This window comes from Streptomyces sp. NBC_00306, assembly GCF_036169555.1.
GTDB lineage: Bacteria > Actinomycetota > Actinomycetes > Streptomycetales > Streptomycetaceae > Streptomyces > Streptomyces achmelvichensis.
Window position 1 is genome coordinate 7898381 of record NZ_CP108032.1, and the last position, 14981, is coordinate 7913361.

General features: G+C 67.9%; 12 protein-coding genes and 1 pseudogene. 7 read left to right on the forward strand and 6 right to left on the reverse strand.

What is annotated here, in order from left to right:
• Positions 1 to 19 precede the first annotated feature (19 nt).
• Complete coding sequence (locus OHA05_RS35300; protein ID WP_313942143.1) at positions 20 to 613, forward strand: MBL fold metallo-hydrolase; 594 nt, start codon at positions 20 to 22, stop codon at positions 611 to 613.
• Positions 614 to 1130: 517 nt separating this feature from the next.
• On the opposite strand, the gene OHA05_RS35305 is transcribed toward OHA05_RS35300, so the two are convergent.
• A complete protein-coding gene (locus tag OHA05_RS35305; protein ID WP_328862847.1) occupies positions 1131 to 1970 on the reverse strand; it encodes an SGNH/GDSL hydrolase family protein in 840 nt (279 codons plus the stop codon).
• A complete protein-coding gene (locus OHA05_RS35310) occupies positions 1957 to 2526 on the reverse strand; it encodes a PadR family transcriptional regulator (protein WP_313942141.1) in 570 nt (189 codons plus the stop codon). Before OHA05_RS35310 ends, OHA05_RS35305 begins: the two co-directional genes overlap by 14 nt.
• 340 nt (positions 2527 to 2866) lie before the next feature.
• Here OHA05_RS35310 and OHA05_RS35315 point away from each other — a divergent pair, with 340 nt between their 5' ends.
• Entirely contained in the window at positions 2867 to 4303 is a 1437-nt protein-coding gene (locus OHA05_RS35315) for a WGR domain-containing protein (RefSeq protein ID WP_313942140.1), read from the forward strand.
• A 249-nt stretch (positions 4304 to 4552) separates the two neighbouring features.
• Here OHA05_RS35315 and OHA05_RS35320 read toward each other — a convergent pair whose 3' ends face one another.
• Complete coding sequence (locus tag OHA05_RS35320) at positions 4553 to 5452, reverse strand: DMT family transporter (RefSeq protein ID WP_328862848.1); 900 nt, start codon at positions 5450 to 5452, stop codon at positions 4553 to 4555.
• Positions 5453 to 5788: 336 nt separating this feature from the next.
• Here OHA05_RS35320 and OHA05_RS35325 point away from each other — a divergent pair.
• A pseudogene (locus OHA05_RS35325) lies at positions 5789 to 6079 on the forward strand (LysR family transcriptional regulator); the annotation flags it as partial.
• A gap of 180 nt (positions 6080 to 6259) precedes the next feature.
• Here OHA05_RS35325 and OHA05_RS35330 read toward each other — a convergent pair.
• The 3 genes from OHA05_RS35330 to OHA05_RS35340 all read right to left on the reverse strand — a co-directional run bounded on the left by OHA05_RS35330 (position 6260) and on the right by OHA05_RS35340 (position 8026).
• Positions 6260 to 6901 (reverse strand): RDD family protein, encoded by a 642-nt coding sequence (locus tag OHA05_RS35330; RefSeq protein WP_328863519.1) that lies wholly within the window; start codon positions 6899 to 6901, stop codon positions 6260 to 6262.
• A 574-nt stretch (positions 6902 to 7475) separates the two neighbouring features.
• Positions 7476 to 7811, reverse strand: a complete 336-nt coding sequence (locus OHA05_RS35335; protein WP_328862849.1) for a hypothetical protein — start codon at positions 7809 to 7811, stop codon at positions 7476 to 7478.
• Positions 7766 to 8026 (reverse strand): zeta toxin family protein, encoded by a 261-nt coding sequence (locus tag OHA05_RS35340; RefSeq protein WP_328862850.1) that lies wholly within the window; start codon positions 8024 to 8026, stop codon positions 7766 to 7768. The genes OHA05_RS35335 and OHA05_RS35340 overlap by 46 nt, the downstream gene beginning before the upstream one ends.
• A 778-nt stretch (positions 8027 to 8804) precedes the next feature.
• Between OHA05_RS35340 and OHA05_RS35345 the strand changes: the two genes are divergently transcribed.
• From OHA05_RS35345 to OHA05_RS35360, 4 genes are all read left to right on the forward strand, one after another.
• Complete coding sequence (locus OHA05_RS35345; RefSeq protein WP_328862851.1) at positions 8805 to 12149, forward strand: RHS repeat-associated core domain-containing protein; 3345 nt, start codon at positions 8805 to 8807, stop codon at positions 12147 to 12149.
• 65 nt (positions 12150 to 12214) lie between these two features.
• Positions 12215 to 12424 carry a hypothetical protein gene (locus OHA05_RS35350; protein ID WP_313942136.1) on the forward strand — a complete coding sequence of 70 codons (210 nt, stop codon included), beginning with the start codon at positions 12215 to 12217 and terminating at the stop codon, positions 12422 to 12424.
• Positions 12425 to 13459: 1035 nt separating this feature from the next.
• Positions 13460 to 14290 carry a hypothetical protein gene (locus tag OHA05_RS35355; RefSeq protein ID WP_328863520.1) on the forward strand — a complete coding sequence of 277 codons (831 nt, stop codon included), beginning with the start codon at positions 13460 to 13462 and terminating at the stop codon, positions 14288 to 14290.
• Between the two features lie 320 nt (positions 14291 to 14610).
• On the forward strand, positions 14611 to 14964 hold the full coding sequence (locus OHA05_RS35360) for a hypothetical protein (protein WP_075032794.1): 354 nt from the start codon (positions 14611 to 14613) through the stop codon (positions 14962 to 14964).
• The last annotated feature ends 17 nt before the right edge of the window (positions 14965 to 14981 follow it).

A 14981-nucleotide genomic window follows, 5' to 3' on the forward strand; every position in this document is an offset into this window, starting at 1 on the left:
GGCCGGAAGGATTGAGGCTATGACAGACGCACCGCTCGGCCGTAGTGCCGTGTACACGATCCTGACCACCGGATACGTCGGCTCCACCGGCCCCGGTGTCGCCGCCACCGTTTCCTACGTGTCCGACGCCGGCCGGCATGTGATCTTCGACCCCGGCATGGTGGCGAGCCGCGACGACATCCTCGGCCCGCTCGCCGAGTTGGGGCTCGGCCCCGACGACATCACCGATGTCGTACTCAGCCACCACCACCCGGACAACACGATGAACGTGGGCCTGTTCCAACGGGCCACCGTGCACGACCACAAGGTGGAGTACCAGGGCGACCAGTGGAAGAACCGTGACGCGGAGGGTTACGAACTGACCCCGTCGCTGCGGCTGATCCGCACACCGGGACACAGCCCTGAGGACATCACTCTGCTGGCCGGCACGGACACGGGCGTGGTGGCGTTCGCCGGTGACCTGTGGTGGCACTCGGAGGGCCCGGCGGACGACCCGGTGGCCCCCGACCGTGAGGTGTTGCGCGCCTCCCGGCTGCGGGTGATGACTGCCGCGGACGTGATCGTGCCCGGCCACGGCGGCCCGTTCAGGCCCGACGACACCACGCCGCGCTAGCCGTACTGCCCGGTGCGGGCTGCTGGGTCGGGACCGGATGGGGTTCTCTCACCGTCTCGGCCGGCGTCGCCTGGAGGAGGCGCGGTGCGCGGCCAGGTCGATCGGCTACGGCGGCATCGTGGCCGCACAGAGCCTTGTAGGTGCCTCACCTTGGGCTCGTGCTGACGAAGTTCGACAGGGGCGTCCCTATGGTGCTTTGCCCGCACTGCCGTTGACCGGCCCGGCACCATGTCAGCACGCGTCGAGGCCTAGGAGAACGACCTCATGACTGACGTCGACACCTCGATGATCTCACCGGCTCCTACGGCGCTGCCGGGGCGACTTCGACCTGTCAGGCCTCCGGCACGCTGACCCCCTGCATCAGCACCTCCGGGCGGCCGACATCCCGGCCCACCAAGTGCCCTGACGCCCGCGGCGGGGGCAGGGCACTGCCGTACTCGGCATTGCCCTGCCCCTCGCAGGCATCTGTCCGATGGCCGTGTCGGACGAAACCCGAACCGTCGGTGCTCCGACGTGGCTAAAGGGCGCCGGCTTCTCCTGGTGCCTGCGGCCCGGGCAGACCGACGGGCAACAGCTGCGGACGCTTCGCCGAACGGCCGTCGCCGCTGGACCGGCCGCGTAGGCGGCGGCCGATCCAGGGACCCAGGAAACCGGCGGCCCAGCGCAGTTCGGCCGTCAGCGCCTGCACCGTGCCGGGGGCCGACACGGGCGGCAGCGGGTGCGTCCAGGTGTCGTCACTGCCGGGCAGACAGAGGGTGTGGGCTACGGCAGCGGCGATCCGCTCGTGGCCGAGCGGGCCGGCGTGCAGCCGGTCCACCGTCCACAGCCGCGGATCGGTGGTGACCGCGTACCCGCCGGTGTCGACGACCGTGACCCCGTGCCGGGACGCCGCTGCCTGCACCCGGGCGTTCAGATCGGTCAACCGGGGCGCGAGCGGGCGGGCCATGGGCGCGATCTTCGAGAGGTCGGGAAAGGCGAGCGTGACCACGTGGGCCCCGGACGCCGTCAGCGCGGCGAACATCGCCTCCAGCTCCCCGGCCACCTCCGCGGCGTCGTACCGCGGCCGCAGTATGTCGTTGACCCCGGCCACGACGGTGACCAGATCGGGGCGCAGGGCCAGGGCGGGTTCCAGCTGTTCGGCGCGAACCTGGCGGGCGACACGGCCGCGTACGGCGAGGTTCGCGTACCGGAGCGCCGGGTCGGCGGCCGCCAGCAGTTCCGCGAGCCGATCGGCCCAGCCGCGCAGCCCGGCGATGTCGTCACCGTCGCCGACCCCTTCGGTCTGACTGTCGCCGAGGGCCACGTAGCGCTCGTATACGCGGGGTCCGAGTGACTCGCCGAGCTCAGTTTCCGGCACGGGACACCTGCCGCTCCCGCAGAGCCGCGGCGGTGCTCAGGCACCAGTCCCGGTGCTCCTCCTCGAAGACCAGGCCGCGCCGGCAGGTCAGGTACGGGCCGACGGGCTCGCCGTGGAGCAGAAACTCCTTCTCGTCCGCGTCACCACGCATGCGGCTCAGCAGCTTCGCGAGCAGTTCGATCTTGGACTCGGCGGCCGCCGCGCGCGCCTCCAGCTGTTCGATCACCGACCCGGCGTCGACGCGGTCGACGGCCTGGACCTTGACGAGCAGGTCGTCCCGGATGAACGAGGGCTTCGACGCGGCTGCCGCGAAGTGCTCCAATTCGGCGAGCCCGGCATCGGTGACCGTGAACAGCCGCTTGTTGGGCCGGGTTTCCTGCACCACCTGGCGGCCCGTGACCAGCCCGTCCTTCTCCAGCTTGGCCAGCTCGGCGTAGAGCTGCTGGGGGAGGGCGTGCCAGAAGTTCGCGACGCCCAGGTCGAACGCCTTGGCCAGCTCGTACCCGCTGAACTCGCCGTCCAGCAGGGCCGCCAGCACTGCATGTCTCAGAGCCATCGAAGCACTCCCTCCGCCCGCTCTCTCATCGCTCTCTCGCTTCCTGCGTCGTGTTCGGAGCCATCCTACTCAAGGATAAGAATAGTCATATTCTTGAATAGTCGAGACTCGTGGAAGCCGTCGAAGTCCGCGACCACGCCACGTACGGCGGCCGGGGATGGAAGAACTCACCGGGCTTGGCCGACCGGGCGGCAGCGTTCGCCATGACGACATCCCCGCCCTCAGTGCTGAGCAGACGGGCACGTCTCCTCGGATCCTGCCGGGCAGGGCAAGCCCGGCAGGACCGTGAACTGCACCTCGGCCCGGCCCGTTGTCAGTGGCCTGCTCTAGCGTTCTCGACATGACGACGAAGACCTATCTGGAGCTGTCGCAGGACGGCGACGGCGCGCACAAGTTCTACGAAGTAACCGTCGACGGACTGGTGGTGTCGGTCCGTTACGGACGGATCGGCGCCGCCGGGCAGACACAGTCCTCCACGTTCACCACCGCGGACAAGGCGCGCGCCGCGGCAGCGAAGAAGATAGGCGAGAAGGTCCGCAAGGGGTATGCCCCGGCGGTCCAGGGGCAGCGGGCGGCCCGCTCCGTCACCCGCCGCGCGGTCACCTCCGCACCCTCGACCGCCCGCGCGGTCGCGCCGGTCCTGTGGCGGTTCAGGACCGGCTCATCCGCCTTCGGTATCCATGTCGACGACGACCGCTGCTGGGTCGGCAACCAGGCCGGTGATGTGTACACCCTCAGCCACGCCGGCGAGGTCCAGGCCCGCTTCTCTCTCCCCGACGGGGTGAAGTGTTTGGTCGCCGACGACTTCTGGATCTACGCGGGCTGTGACGACGGCCGGGTGTACGACCTGTCGTCGAAGCTGCCCTTCGCCGCCTACGACATCGCCGCGGACGTCGACATCTTCTGGCTGGACATCCACGAGGGCGTGCTGAACGTGGCCGACCGGTCCGGCCGGCTGACCGTCATCGACCATGAGGACGAACATCAGTGGTCCCGCGGTGGCCGAGGCGAGCACGCCTGGATGGTCCGCGCCGACGGCGGCGCCGTCTACTACGGCGACACCCGAGGTGTGACGGCGTACGCCCTGGACGGAGGCGGCGAGATCTGGCACACCGACAGCCAGGGCGCGGTGCTCTTCGGCTGGCAGGAGGACACCGCCGTCTACGCGGGCACGGCACACAGGAAGGTCCAGCGCCTCGCCAAGAAGGACGGCCGTGTCGAAGCGGTGTACGCGTGCGACAGCACCGTGTACTCCTGCGCGACCTCCCCGAGCGGCCGCTTCGTCTTCGCCGCTGATGCCGCCTCCTCGGTGTACTGCTTCGCCGAGGACGGCACGCGTCTGTGGAAGCTGGGCACGGGCGCGGGTTCGGCGCTCTCCATGCAGTACCGGGACGAGCGGCTCTATCTGGTGACCTCGGACGGTTCCCTGGTGTGCGTGGACGCGAGCGAGGCCGCGATCACTGCCGCCCAGCAGGGCACCGTCCCTGTCGCCAGGGACGTCAAGCTCGCGGCGGCGCTGCCCACCTACGAACCGGCGACGACGGTCGCGGCAGTGACGACGGTGAGCACTGCACCCGCCGGCTCGGTCATCGTGGAGTGCGTCCAGGAAGGCGGCCGGACCCGGGTCCATGTGCTGTCGGACGGCTATGAACGGTCGTGGAACGTGCAGTTCCCCAGAGCCATCCGGGAAGCCGGCACGCGCTACGCGGTCGACGCCCTGCACCCGGCGTCGGGCGGCTTCTACCGGGTCCGTGGCGACATCCGGCGACTGCTGTGACCGGGGGCACCCGGGCATCCTGAGGACGAGGCCGAACTTCCCGTCGAAGCCGACCCACTTGCCCGGTTGTGCGCCGCTCTTCGGCTCGACGAGCAGCTGGATCGCACGGCGGAGCGGGCATCCCGGTCGTAGCGCTCGGCGGCGGTCTGTTCGGTCCAGCTGCCCGCGCCGCGCAGGGGGGTGTGCCTTCGGCCAGGCACTGCGGGACAGATCGGGCCGTGCGTCGCGTGGGCCGTTGACGTCGTCCCGTCATGTGGCAGTGGAGTGCTGGTCCTGTTGGTGCTCGGCGCCCGGGGTCACGCATTCTTCGAGGCACCGGGTGCGCGACAGGGTGAAGACGCCGTAGGACAGCAGGGCGGCGCCCAACAGGGCCGGCACGAGCCACAGCCCCTGACGCACAGACTCCGCGTAGAGCGTCACCCCGAGGGCGAAGCTCACCACCGCATCACCCAGCGTGAGGGCGGGCTGCGAAGCGATGAGCGGGCCCGCCTGCAGTGCGTATCCGAGCAGGAAGACGGACGCCGAGCCCACGATCGCGAAGCTGTAGGTCTGCCACGCCAGGAAGAAGCCGGTCGCTCCCTCTTCGGACAGGATGGTCATGGCCGACTTGACCAGCGCAGCTGTGACGGCGTTGCCGATGGCGGCCGCGGCGGCCAGGCACGCCGCACGGGCCAGGCCGTGCGGGCGCCGCAGCCCCGTCACGACGAGGAGTGCCGCCATCCCGCCGGTGGCGGCGAGGGCGGGTACCCACAGGACTCCGGGAACCTGGGAACGCCCGCCGCTGGGCGCCGTGGAGAAGAGGCTGAGAGCCAGTCCCGCGAAGATGAACACCACGCACAGCCATGCCGTCCGTGAGATTCGGACACGGAACACGGCGCTGCCGATCAGGAGGGCAAGCGGCAGTTCCAGGATGAAGATCGGCTGGATGGCGGCCAGGGACCCCGACGCCAGGGCCAGCGCCTGGAAGAGCGCAGCGAACACCACACCGAGGATTCCGCCGAACCAGGCCGGATTGTGCAGCAGGCTCCGGACCAGGCCGAACCGCTTCGCGGGGGATTCGGGCACGTTCAGCACCGCGCGCCGCTGCAGCACCGTGCCCAGGGCGTTGCTGACCGCAGACAAGAGGGCAAACAGGACTGCCAGAATCATCCCTCATCGCACCGCTTCTGGATCTTCGACTGCCTCCTGGGGCAACGCTCGGGAGGGCCGCGATCCTGTCGTTTACCGGAGATACGTGGCGTGACCGTTATGACGGGTATGTCGAGAAGATTCTATCCAACACGGTTCGGAGTGGGCGGGCGCTCAGCGGCTGTGTACGGGCCGGGACGGGGCGAAGCGGGTGTCTCGGGGCCGGCGCCGCCGCCGACCGGAGCCGGCTGCCGTTGATGAGTCCGGGCAGATGCGCGGCCTGGACTGGGTTCGTCCGGCCATGCCTGCGGCGTGGACTGGAGCATTGAACCCGCCTGGTCCCGGGGTCCCGCCCAGCCCGAGGGCGGATTTTGTGACGAGGGGCTGCTGTTCGCGCTGGGCGCTCGCAGGACATCGAGCCGCGGATCTCGCACTTGGCGGGGGAGCACCACACCCAACTGGCGCTGATCGCGGCCGGGCTCGGGTCCGCGACGCACCCCGGCCGGACCGCGGTCCGGTGCCCGACGGCGTGGCGCTCGTTCCCGTACGGCAGCAAGTGCGGTGCCACGTCTACGAGTGCGGCGCACAAACACCGACCTGCGCCACTCGATCAGGGCGGCGGTCCGACCACTCACGTGCGCGGCCGCCCGATCGTGCGCCCATGCGGGCGGAGTGAGCGCTCGCCCCGGAGGCTTCCTGTGGGCAGGCGCCGACGCGCCGACGGCGGCAGCAAGATGTGGTGCCGGGGTGGCGGCGCAGAGATCGTGTCGTTGTGCTGCCGGCCGGGACGTCCTGGTGCGGCCGTCCCGGCCGCCATCGGTCGTTGGCTCAGCCCTTGGGGACCTTGACGACCACCGTGTTGCACACCTTGTCGGCGAAGGTCTGCTTCTTGGCGTCCCACAGCGGCCACAGCCAGCCGAGGTAGCAGGCGATGCTGTCCAGGAAGTGCGCGAGCTTGCGCACGAACGCCATGCCGAAGCCGAGCGTGCTGCCGTCGGCCTCCCGGAGCAGGCTGATGCCGAGGACCTTCTTGCCGATCGACTGACCGGTCTTGCCCTCCTTGAACAGCTGGAAGAAGCCCATGCCGATGGCGTAGACGAGCCCGATGGCGAAGAAGGGCCCCGGGCCGGCGTTCGCCGGGTCGTCGCTGGAGGCCAGATCGATGAACCCCAGGGCGTACATCGGGCCCACGATGATCAGTGCGTCGAGCAGGTACGCGCCGACGCGGTGCCCCCAGTGGGCCAGCGGCGGCATCCCCGCTCCCGGCATGCCGGGCATTCCGGGGGGCGGGTACGCCCCGTACGGCTGCGGCGCCTGCTGCGGGTAGCCGTACTGCGGCGGAACCCCCTGCGGTGCCTGCTGCGGATAGCCGTACTGCGGGGACGCGTCCTGCGGTCCCTGCGGCGGATAGCCGGGCTGGCCCTGCGGAGGCTGCTGGTTGTAGGGGTTGTTGGGGTCGCCGAAGCTCATGGCGAGTCTCTCCATGCCTGAAATGGGGACGAAGCGACCTGCGCGGAGGGCCATTTCGCGGCATGAGCCATGTGCCCCCCGTGAAGCCGCGATCTTGCGCGCTCATCGTGTTCATAAACCGACGGGTTGTCCAATCTGATCATCAGCCCCCCATGCGGCGATGTGCGCCGAGCCACCCCTCGCGATGCACCGCGAACCGCGCCGGTGGCGCGTGACCGGGCCGCGAGCTTGCCGAAGTCCCCGGAGGCGTTCGCGGCGGGCGTCAGGCGCAGCAACGCGCCCCGCCGTCGTGCGGCATCTCGGCGATGACGGAATTCGTCCAGGCGAACAGGCGCTCCGGTAGGTCCAGGTCCGCGCACCTCACCCCGGTGCGCGGGACATTGCCGGCGTGACCAAGGCGTGGACCCCACCGGAAGGGCTCCATCGAAGCGGAACTCCACCGATGTGCGCGCCATTGCCCGTTGGCCGTCGCCGTGCAGGTCCAGCCCCAGCACCGACACGTGACTGTTCCCTCCCAGTGCTCTCCCCTGGCGAACGAGCTGCCGCGACTGCGCAGGGTCTTGGGGATGTGTTGTCAATTCACCAGGGCGCGATGGCGAGCTTCTCGGACGACGCGATCGGCGGTCTCCTCGGGAGTAAGGGCCGCGGTGTCGAACCACCAGCCGACATCGCCGAGCTCGCGCTTCATGTCGGCGTCGAGACCTTCATAGCCGTCGAAGTCGAACCGGTCACGCGGATCACGGATGGTATTGCGGTATTGACACACCTCGATGCCCGGTGCGAGAACCACGAACAAGACCTGCCGGGCCGGGAGGAGATCGAGGAAGAAGTCCAACTTCTCGCGGGAGGGGATGACCGCGTCGATCAGCGGCGCGAAGCCGGTGTCTGCGAAGTTGTCGCCAGCGCGCACAGATTCCGGTGTAACAGCTCCACTTGCCGTGCCGCTTCGTCGGCGGGCTCGCCAAGGGCCCAGACGAAGCCGTTGACAATCATCCCGTTGAGCTCATCGCCGTCGAGCCGAGCGGAGCGCGCCAGCCGCTCGGCGACGAGCCGGGTCACCGTCGATTTCCCGGCCCCCGGCATCCCGGACACGATCAGGCAGTCCGGTGTCTCAGCTGTGATCACGCCGACAATGGTGTCAGCGTGCCCCGGTGGTCGGCAATCGCGTTTCCAAGGCCGGGGTTCCTGTCAGGTGGCGTCGTCGTCTCGCAGGCGGGCGTCGGGATGTCCGCGCGAACCGCCATGCACTACCTGCGCGATGCCCGCCCTGGGCGCAGCGGCCCCGTCCCCGTGTCTGAGGTCCTGGGAGAGCTCCGGAGAGCCAAGTGCCTGCGCGCTCAGGCTCTGATCAAGTGAGGAGGGCTCAGATCGGCTGCCTGCGTGGGGTTGTTGAACCAATGCCATGCAAGTGCATCACGCTCTGGACCCTAGCCCTCCTTGCCCCTCGGGGCGCTGTTGGCTCGGGTGCACCTCTGGCTTTGTCCACGAGTTCGACGGCACATTGACACTGGCTCCGGGGCACCTGGAGAACACCGCCCCGCACCGAACCTGCTGGCCCCGAACCGCGATTGGTCGTGGGGCTGCGGTTGCTCCCCAGCCACATCTTGGCCACATCGCTTCACCACGAGAGCGATTCTTTCCGGCCATCTCCAGGGCGGGTGCTGTGCCCGACGCCGGTCTATAACTGTTGCCGTACGGCAACTTCGAAGCCGTGGGCTCCTCGCAAGGTCGTCGCAAACTCGCCCGCATGTTCGAAAGGATCGTGGGAAACCCATACCGGTCGTGAAGCCGCTGTGACAGCGTGTGCGACTCCAGTGGCCGTGGGGGCCGCTGTGGTTTCTCTTCCTGTGGGGGGAAGTGCATGGTTTCGCGTGCTTCCGGCACGCCGTTCCGGCGTGCCCGTATGTCTGCAAGACACTCATTGACAGCGGCCGTTGCTGCGCTCGCGCTGGGGGCCTCGGCGCTTCCGGCGTTCGCCGCGCCGACACCGCCGCCTGCCGATCCGGGCGCGGGATCGGTTTGGGGAAAGAAGGCGGCACCGCTCACCCGGCCGCCGGTGAAGGTGGGCACCACCAAGCCCGTCCCGGGCGAGGCGGAGGCGGCTCCGTCGAAGGAGGAGGCGGCGTGGCGGGCGGCGCAGAAGGAGCGCGCCCGTACCGGTGACGGTCCATCCGGTAGGGCCCGGTCAGCAACGTCCGGCGTCCTGGTCTATGTGCCCGAGGGGCAGGGGTCGGTGCCGTGGCATCAGATCTCCGACTTCCGCATCACCGACTCACTCGTCGCGCGAATCAACCTGTCGAACGGCAACCTGATGCTGGCCGGGACCGATTTCGAGGTCGCGGGTGTGGGCCAGAAGCTGCGCCTCGCGCGTACGTACAACTCGCTGGACGCCCCGTGGGGCAAGGTCTCGCAGCGCTGGTGGCAGGAGTACGAGCGGTACCTCCAGGTCTTCGACTCCGAGGTGGTCGTCTACGACGCGACCGGCGACGCGGTCCGCTTCACCGAGAACGCTGACGGCACCTTCGCCACACCCAAGGGCTACTCGAAGGACCTGAAGAAGAACGCCGACGGCACCTACACCCTGACCAGCCGCAAGTCGGGCGTGAAGGACACCTACGACGCGAACGGGACGCTGACGAAGGTCACCGATCGCAACAAGGGCACCATCACCGTCGAGCAGCACGACGACGGCAGTGAGCACAAGGGCTTCAAACTCACGGAGACCCGCTCGGGCCGATGGATCGACCTGCTCAAGACCTACCCGAATCAGTGGCAGGCCAAGGACCACACCGGCCGCACCGCGGTGTACGACCTTGACCCTGACGGCAACCTGGCCCGGACGACCGACACCGAGGGCAAGGCCACCACGTTCGGATACGACACGGACGGCCGCGTCGTGAAGATCACCACGCCCGAGGGGCGTGTCACCACCTTCACCTACGACGACCAGAACCGCGTCACGTCCATGCTCCGCGCGACAGACTTCGACGGATCCGGCCACACCGGCCCGACCTACACCTATGGCTACTCCGCCGGCACGCCGTCAGCAGCGGGAACGACGACGGTCACCGACCCGGAGCAGCACGCCACGAAGTACGAGCACGACGGCAACGGCAAGGTCGGCAAGGTGACCGACGCACTCGGGCACTCGCGGTCGAAGACGTTCGACGCCAACAACAACGTCCAGACCGCCACCGATGCCATGGGGACGGGCGGGACGGGTGGCAATGTGACCACCTACGGCTGGGACGGCCGCAACAACCCGACCTCCGCCAAGCTGCCCACCGGCGCGACGTCGTCGCTCACCGGCTACCAGACCAAGTCCGGCGCGGACCTGCCCGGTTCGATGACGACCGCGGACAACGAGAAGACCGACTACACCTACGACGACGCCGGCAACACCAAGTCGGTGGCGGTCACCGGCACGGGCGGCGGCTCGGAGACGTACGACTACAACACCTCCAGCCCCACCTGCGGAGGCTTCGAAGGCCAGCGGTGCAAGGCCACGACGAAGATGAGCTCGACCAAGTCGGTCTCCACGTCGTTCCACTACGACCCCAAGGGCAACCTCGACAAGGTCACCCCGCCCGCGCCCCTCGGGCAGACGACCTACACCTACGACGACCTCGGCCGCCCGAAGACCGTCAAGGACGGCCGCGGGGTCACCACCCTGTACGAGTACGACCACCGCGACCGGGTCACCAAGGTCGACACGTCCGGCTACGCGACCGTCACCTACTCCTACGACGGCGACGGCAACCTCAAGCAGCGATCCGACCGCTCGGGCGTCATCACGTACGACTTCGATCCGCTGTCCCGCGAGACCATCCGCACCCTGCAGAACGGGTCGCAGACCAAACTGACCTACACCCCGGCGGGCAATGTCGACACCTACCAGGATCCGGCCGGAGTCACCGACTACACCTGGAACGAGGTCAACCGGCTCAAGGAGTTCAAGGACCCGACGGGCAAGAAGACCACGTACACCTACAACAACAACGACGTCCGCACCAAGACGACCTACCCCGGCGGCACGGTCCACGAGGTAACGCCCGACAAGTCGGGCCGCCCGGAGAAGATCACGGCAACCTCGCCGAAGGGCACCCTGGTCGACCTCTCCTACTCCTATGCCAACGCGGGCAAGGACGGCGGCAAGATCCGCACCAAGACCGATGCCGTCGCGGGGCTGAAGACCAGCTACACCTACGACAGTGCCGGCCGTTTCTCGTACGCGAAGGAGGAGAAGGGCAGCACGCTCACCTCCTCCTGGCAGTACTGCTACGACATGGCGGGCAACCTCACCTCCCAGGGCACTGACCCCGGCTGCCCGCGCGGCACGACCTACACCGTCAACGACGCCCAGCAGGTCACCGCCAAGAACGGCGACGCGAGGGGCTGGTCCTACGACAAACTCGGCAACGAAACCGCCGGCGCTCCCACCCCCGAGTACATCCGCACCGCCGAGAAGTGGTCGGACTACTCCCAGTTGACCTCGATCACCGTCGGCGGCACGACGTACGCCGGCCAGTACGGCTCCACCGACCAGAGCGAGCGCATCAAGCTCGGTGACACGTTCTTCCACAACGGACCGCTCGGGCTCTCCGCCACGTCGACGGCCGGAGTGGACATGGGATTCAACCGGGAACCCGGGGGCACCCTCAACTCCATGACGACCGGGGGCAAGACGTACTACTACCTCACCGACGCGCTCGGCTCCGTCGTCGCGCTCGCCGACGACACCGGCGCCAAGGTGAACACGTACGCCTACAGTCCCCGCGGCGTCCGCATCCTCGCCACCACGACTGAAAGCGTCCCCCAGCCGTACCGGTTCGCCGGCGGTTTCCAGGACCCGACCGGCCTCTACCACTACGCGGCCCGCTACTACGACCCCAACCTCGGCCGCTTCACCAGCCCGGACCCCTCCGGCCAGGAGAAGAACCCCTACCTCTACGCCGAAGGCGACCCCGTCAACCGCATCGACCCGACAGGGCTCGCAGCGTGGGACGCCCTGGGCATGGTAGGCGACGCAATTCAAGGCGTAAGCCACCTGGTTGAGGGGGACACTCGGGCGCTCTGGGGCGACGTCGCAGGGTTCGTGGCAGGCGCCGCCGTTCTGGCCGTGTGCGAGAGCATCATGTTGGGTGGAGCTATTCCCACGGCCGGCGCATCGGCAGTGGCGGGCCAAGCAGTCTGCTTTGCAGGCTCTTGGGGCGCCAGCACGTTTGTTTCCAACACAGTCGGCGGATAGAGGAATTGCGGGTGGGAGGGTCCTCTACGATCCTCCCACCCCCCATAGCTCTGGAGAGGACTACGATGAGTCGTCTGGGATGGACCCTCGAACAGGAAGCCGGAGTAAAGCGCTATTTTGCTATTGGCTCTTTCTTCACGCTTCTCGGAATTATCCTCTCCGTGGTGCTCATTGCCATGGGGAACACCGGAGGATGGGCTCTCCTTGCGATCGTTGTCATCACATGGACTGCCGGCTACTTCTTTCTCAAGACCACACGCAAAAGCCAACCTTGACGCAGGCGTCGCCGTGCAACAGCGCCGGGTGTTGCCACGGAGGTGCTTCCAGGACCCGCCCGGCCTCCACCGCACTATGCCGCCCGCTACTGCGACCCCAACATCGGCCGTTTCGCCAGCCCCGACCCCTCCGGCCAGGAGAAGAACCCCTACCTTTGGTTGCCGGTCGCTATCCTGGTGATCCTCTACTGCAGCGGCCACCGGGACGGCGTCAGTGAACAGGCTCCCCGTGCAGAACGGTGGCGAGGACTTCCTCTGCCTCTTCATCGAACCGTACTGTGACGTCTTCTGGTTGAAACCCGGTGACGAGTTCACCGTTGTGCCTGCTGATGAGGTGTCGGATCCCCAATTCACGGTGGTTGCGGTCAAGCACCGTCTGGTCGTCTGGATCTTCGAGGGCGGCGATCCCGCGAAGGTGATCGTCGACACACGGTCATCGATAGCAAGGGAACTGAGCTGCCGGAGGGCTACCAGTGGCCTGCTGGCCGGAGCCCATACTGACGCCCGAGTCCGAGAACTTTGCCTGCCTGACAACCCCGACAAGAGCCGCCCCGACATACAGGAGCCCTGGACCACGGCACGGGGATGTCCAGGGCTCCCGACTCTCGGGGATCCTGCGCACAACGCCCAGGCACGGCGCCGGTTACGTACCCGCCGACCAGCTGCAGCGGGCCAGCCGGGCTCCGCGCTGCGTGAGTCAGTACAGCTGCACACGGGTCAGGATGATGTCCAGATCAGCGGCGTCAGCGAGGGTGACGCACTGCGCACTGCCGAGATGACCGTCCGTGCGGAGCGGCATTCAGTGCTCACGAACCTGCGAAGAGCTGTGCATGATGCCTCCGCGATGCTTCGTCTGCGGGCTCCTATGACAGCGAATGGGTATGACATCCGGGGTCGGCAGTAGGGCCGGGTTGCCTGAGCGGCGGCGCCGTAAGGCCGCCGCCCTGATCGAACTTCCATAGGTGCCCGACCGGCCAGATGCGCGCTCAGTAGTCGGTGGTGCCGAATCGCGGAGTCCCATACGGTCGCTCTGTGATGATCAAAGTGGGTGAGCCGCGCAGGCTCGGCGTCCCGGTCCCCGAGGCGCGGTTGCACTTCGAGGCAGAACGACGGGAGAGTGGGGGCGCGCCGGGTCGTAGGTTGCTTGTAGTCGACGGGGACCCTGCGTTCGAGCTCAGCTTCTGGTGTGGAACGTGCCCGTTGCTGTTCCGCCGGTTGGAGACCGGGAAGCAGACGTTGTCGTTGGTGGGTGTGCAGGAGCAGCTCACCGGGACGCTGGCTGATCCGGGTGACGGTGGTGTGGTCGATGCGTTCGGTTTGTTGCTGCCGGAGGGTGAGTACCTTCCGTTGCTGCTGCGGGTGGAGCCTCGTCTGGTCATCCCCGGCAACGAAGGCGACTACTTCAGCGGTGAGCAGGTGGCCACGTGGGGGCTCGACCAGTTCTGGGGCCTGCCGGAGTATCCGCATACGCCGTACTACCGGACCTTCGAGACCGCGGTCGATGCCTCCGCTCACCTCTATGAGTTCGTTGTGCCCATGGTTCCCCCGACGTGGAACGTGAGGGAGCGTGTCGAGGAGTACGTCGAGCTCATGGGCCGGGGAGCGGTCCCGACGGCTGTGGCGGTCTCAACGCTGGACGTGTGCGAGCCATCCGCCGGTCTAGGGGCTGACCACTGCCGGCACTGGGGTCTCACGCACTTCCTCCTTGACGGCCACCACAAACTGGAGGCTGCGGCCACAGCCGGTCGTCCGGTGCAACTCCTGTCACTCCTGGCCCTGGGCGAGGGCCTGGCCGGAGATGAAGAGTGTGGTCGAGTGCCTGCCCTGCGCACTCAACTGCGCTCGGCCCGGGCAACAGGTATCTGACACTCAGCACCGGAGATCACATCTGCGGGCCGGCGTGTCGCTGTCGTCGCTGCAGTGCAGGCTGAGCAGGCGCACGCCGACGCGGCGGCACCATTCTTGCGTGGACGCCCGACGGAAAAGGCATTACGTGTGGTCGGCTGACTGACCCGCCCCCTCCTGCGACGATTACGCTCAAGAACATGTCGCTGCTGCTGACTGAAGGCTGTCCCGCAACTGCTGGTCAAGGTGCGAAAACTGCGTAGCTGCTGAGTTCGCGGTGCGGGTATCGTCCGGTCCCTCGACCCGTCGTACCGGCGGCCTACGTTCAGAGAGCGATGCAGATGACCAGCCAGCAAGCAACGACGACCCTGTGGCGCCCTACCGGCCCCAAGGAGCTGGATCTGGTTCGCGAGCTGAACTGGCGTGCCTGGCCGCCCCGGCTGCCCGAGCAGCCGATCTTCTACCCGGTCCTCAACGAGGACTACGCGGTCAGGATCGCGCGGGACTGGAACGTGAAGCACGATGGCGCCGGGTTCGTCACTCGTTTTGAGGTCGAGTCGGTGTTCTTGAGCCGGTATCCCATCCAGCAGGCAGGCGGGCAGACGATCCTCGAGCTCTGGGTTCCGGCCGAAGAGCTGGACGACTTCAATGCCCACATTGTCGGTGAGATCCAGGTGGTCCAGGAGTTCCGCTGAGTCGTCGAGACTTGATG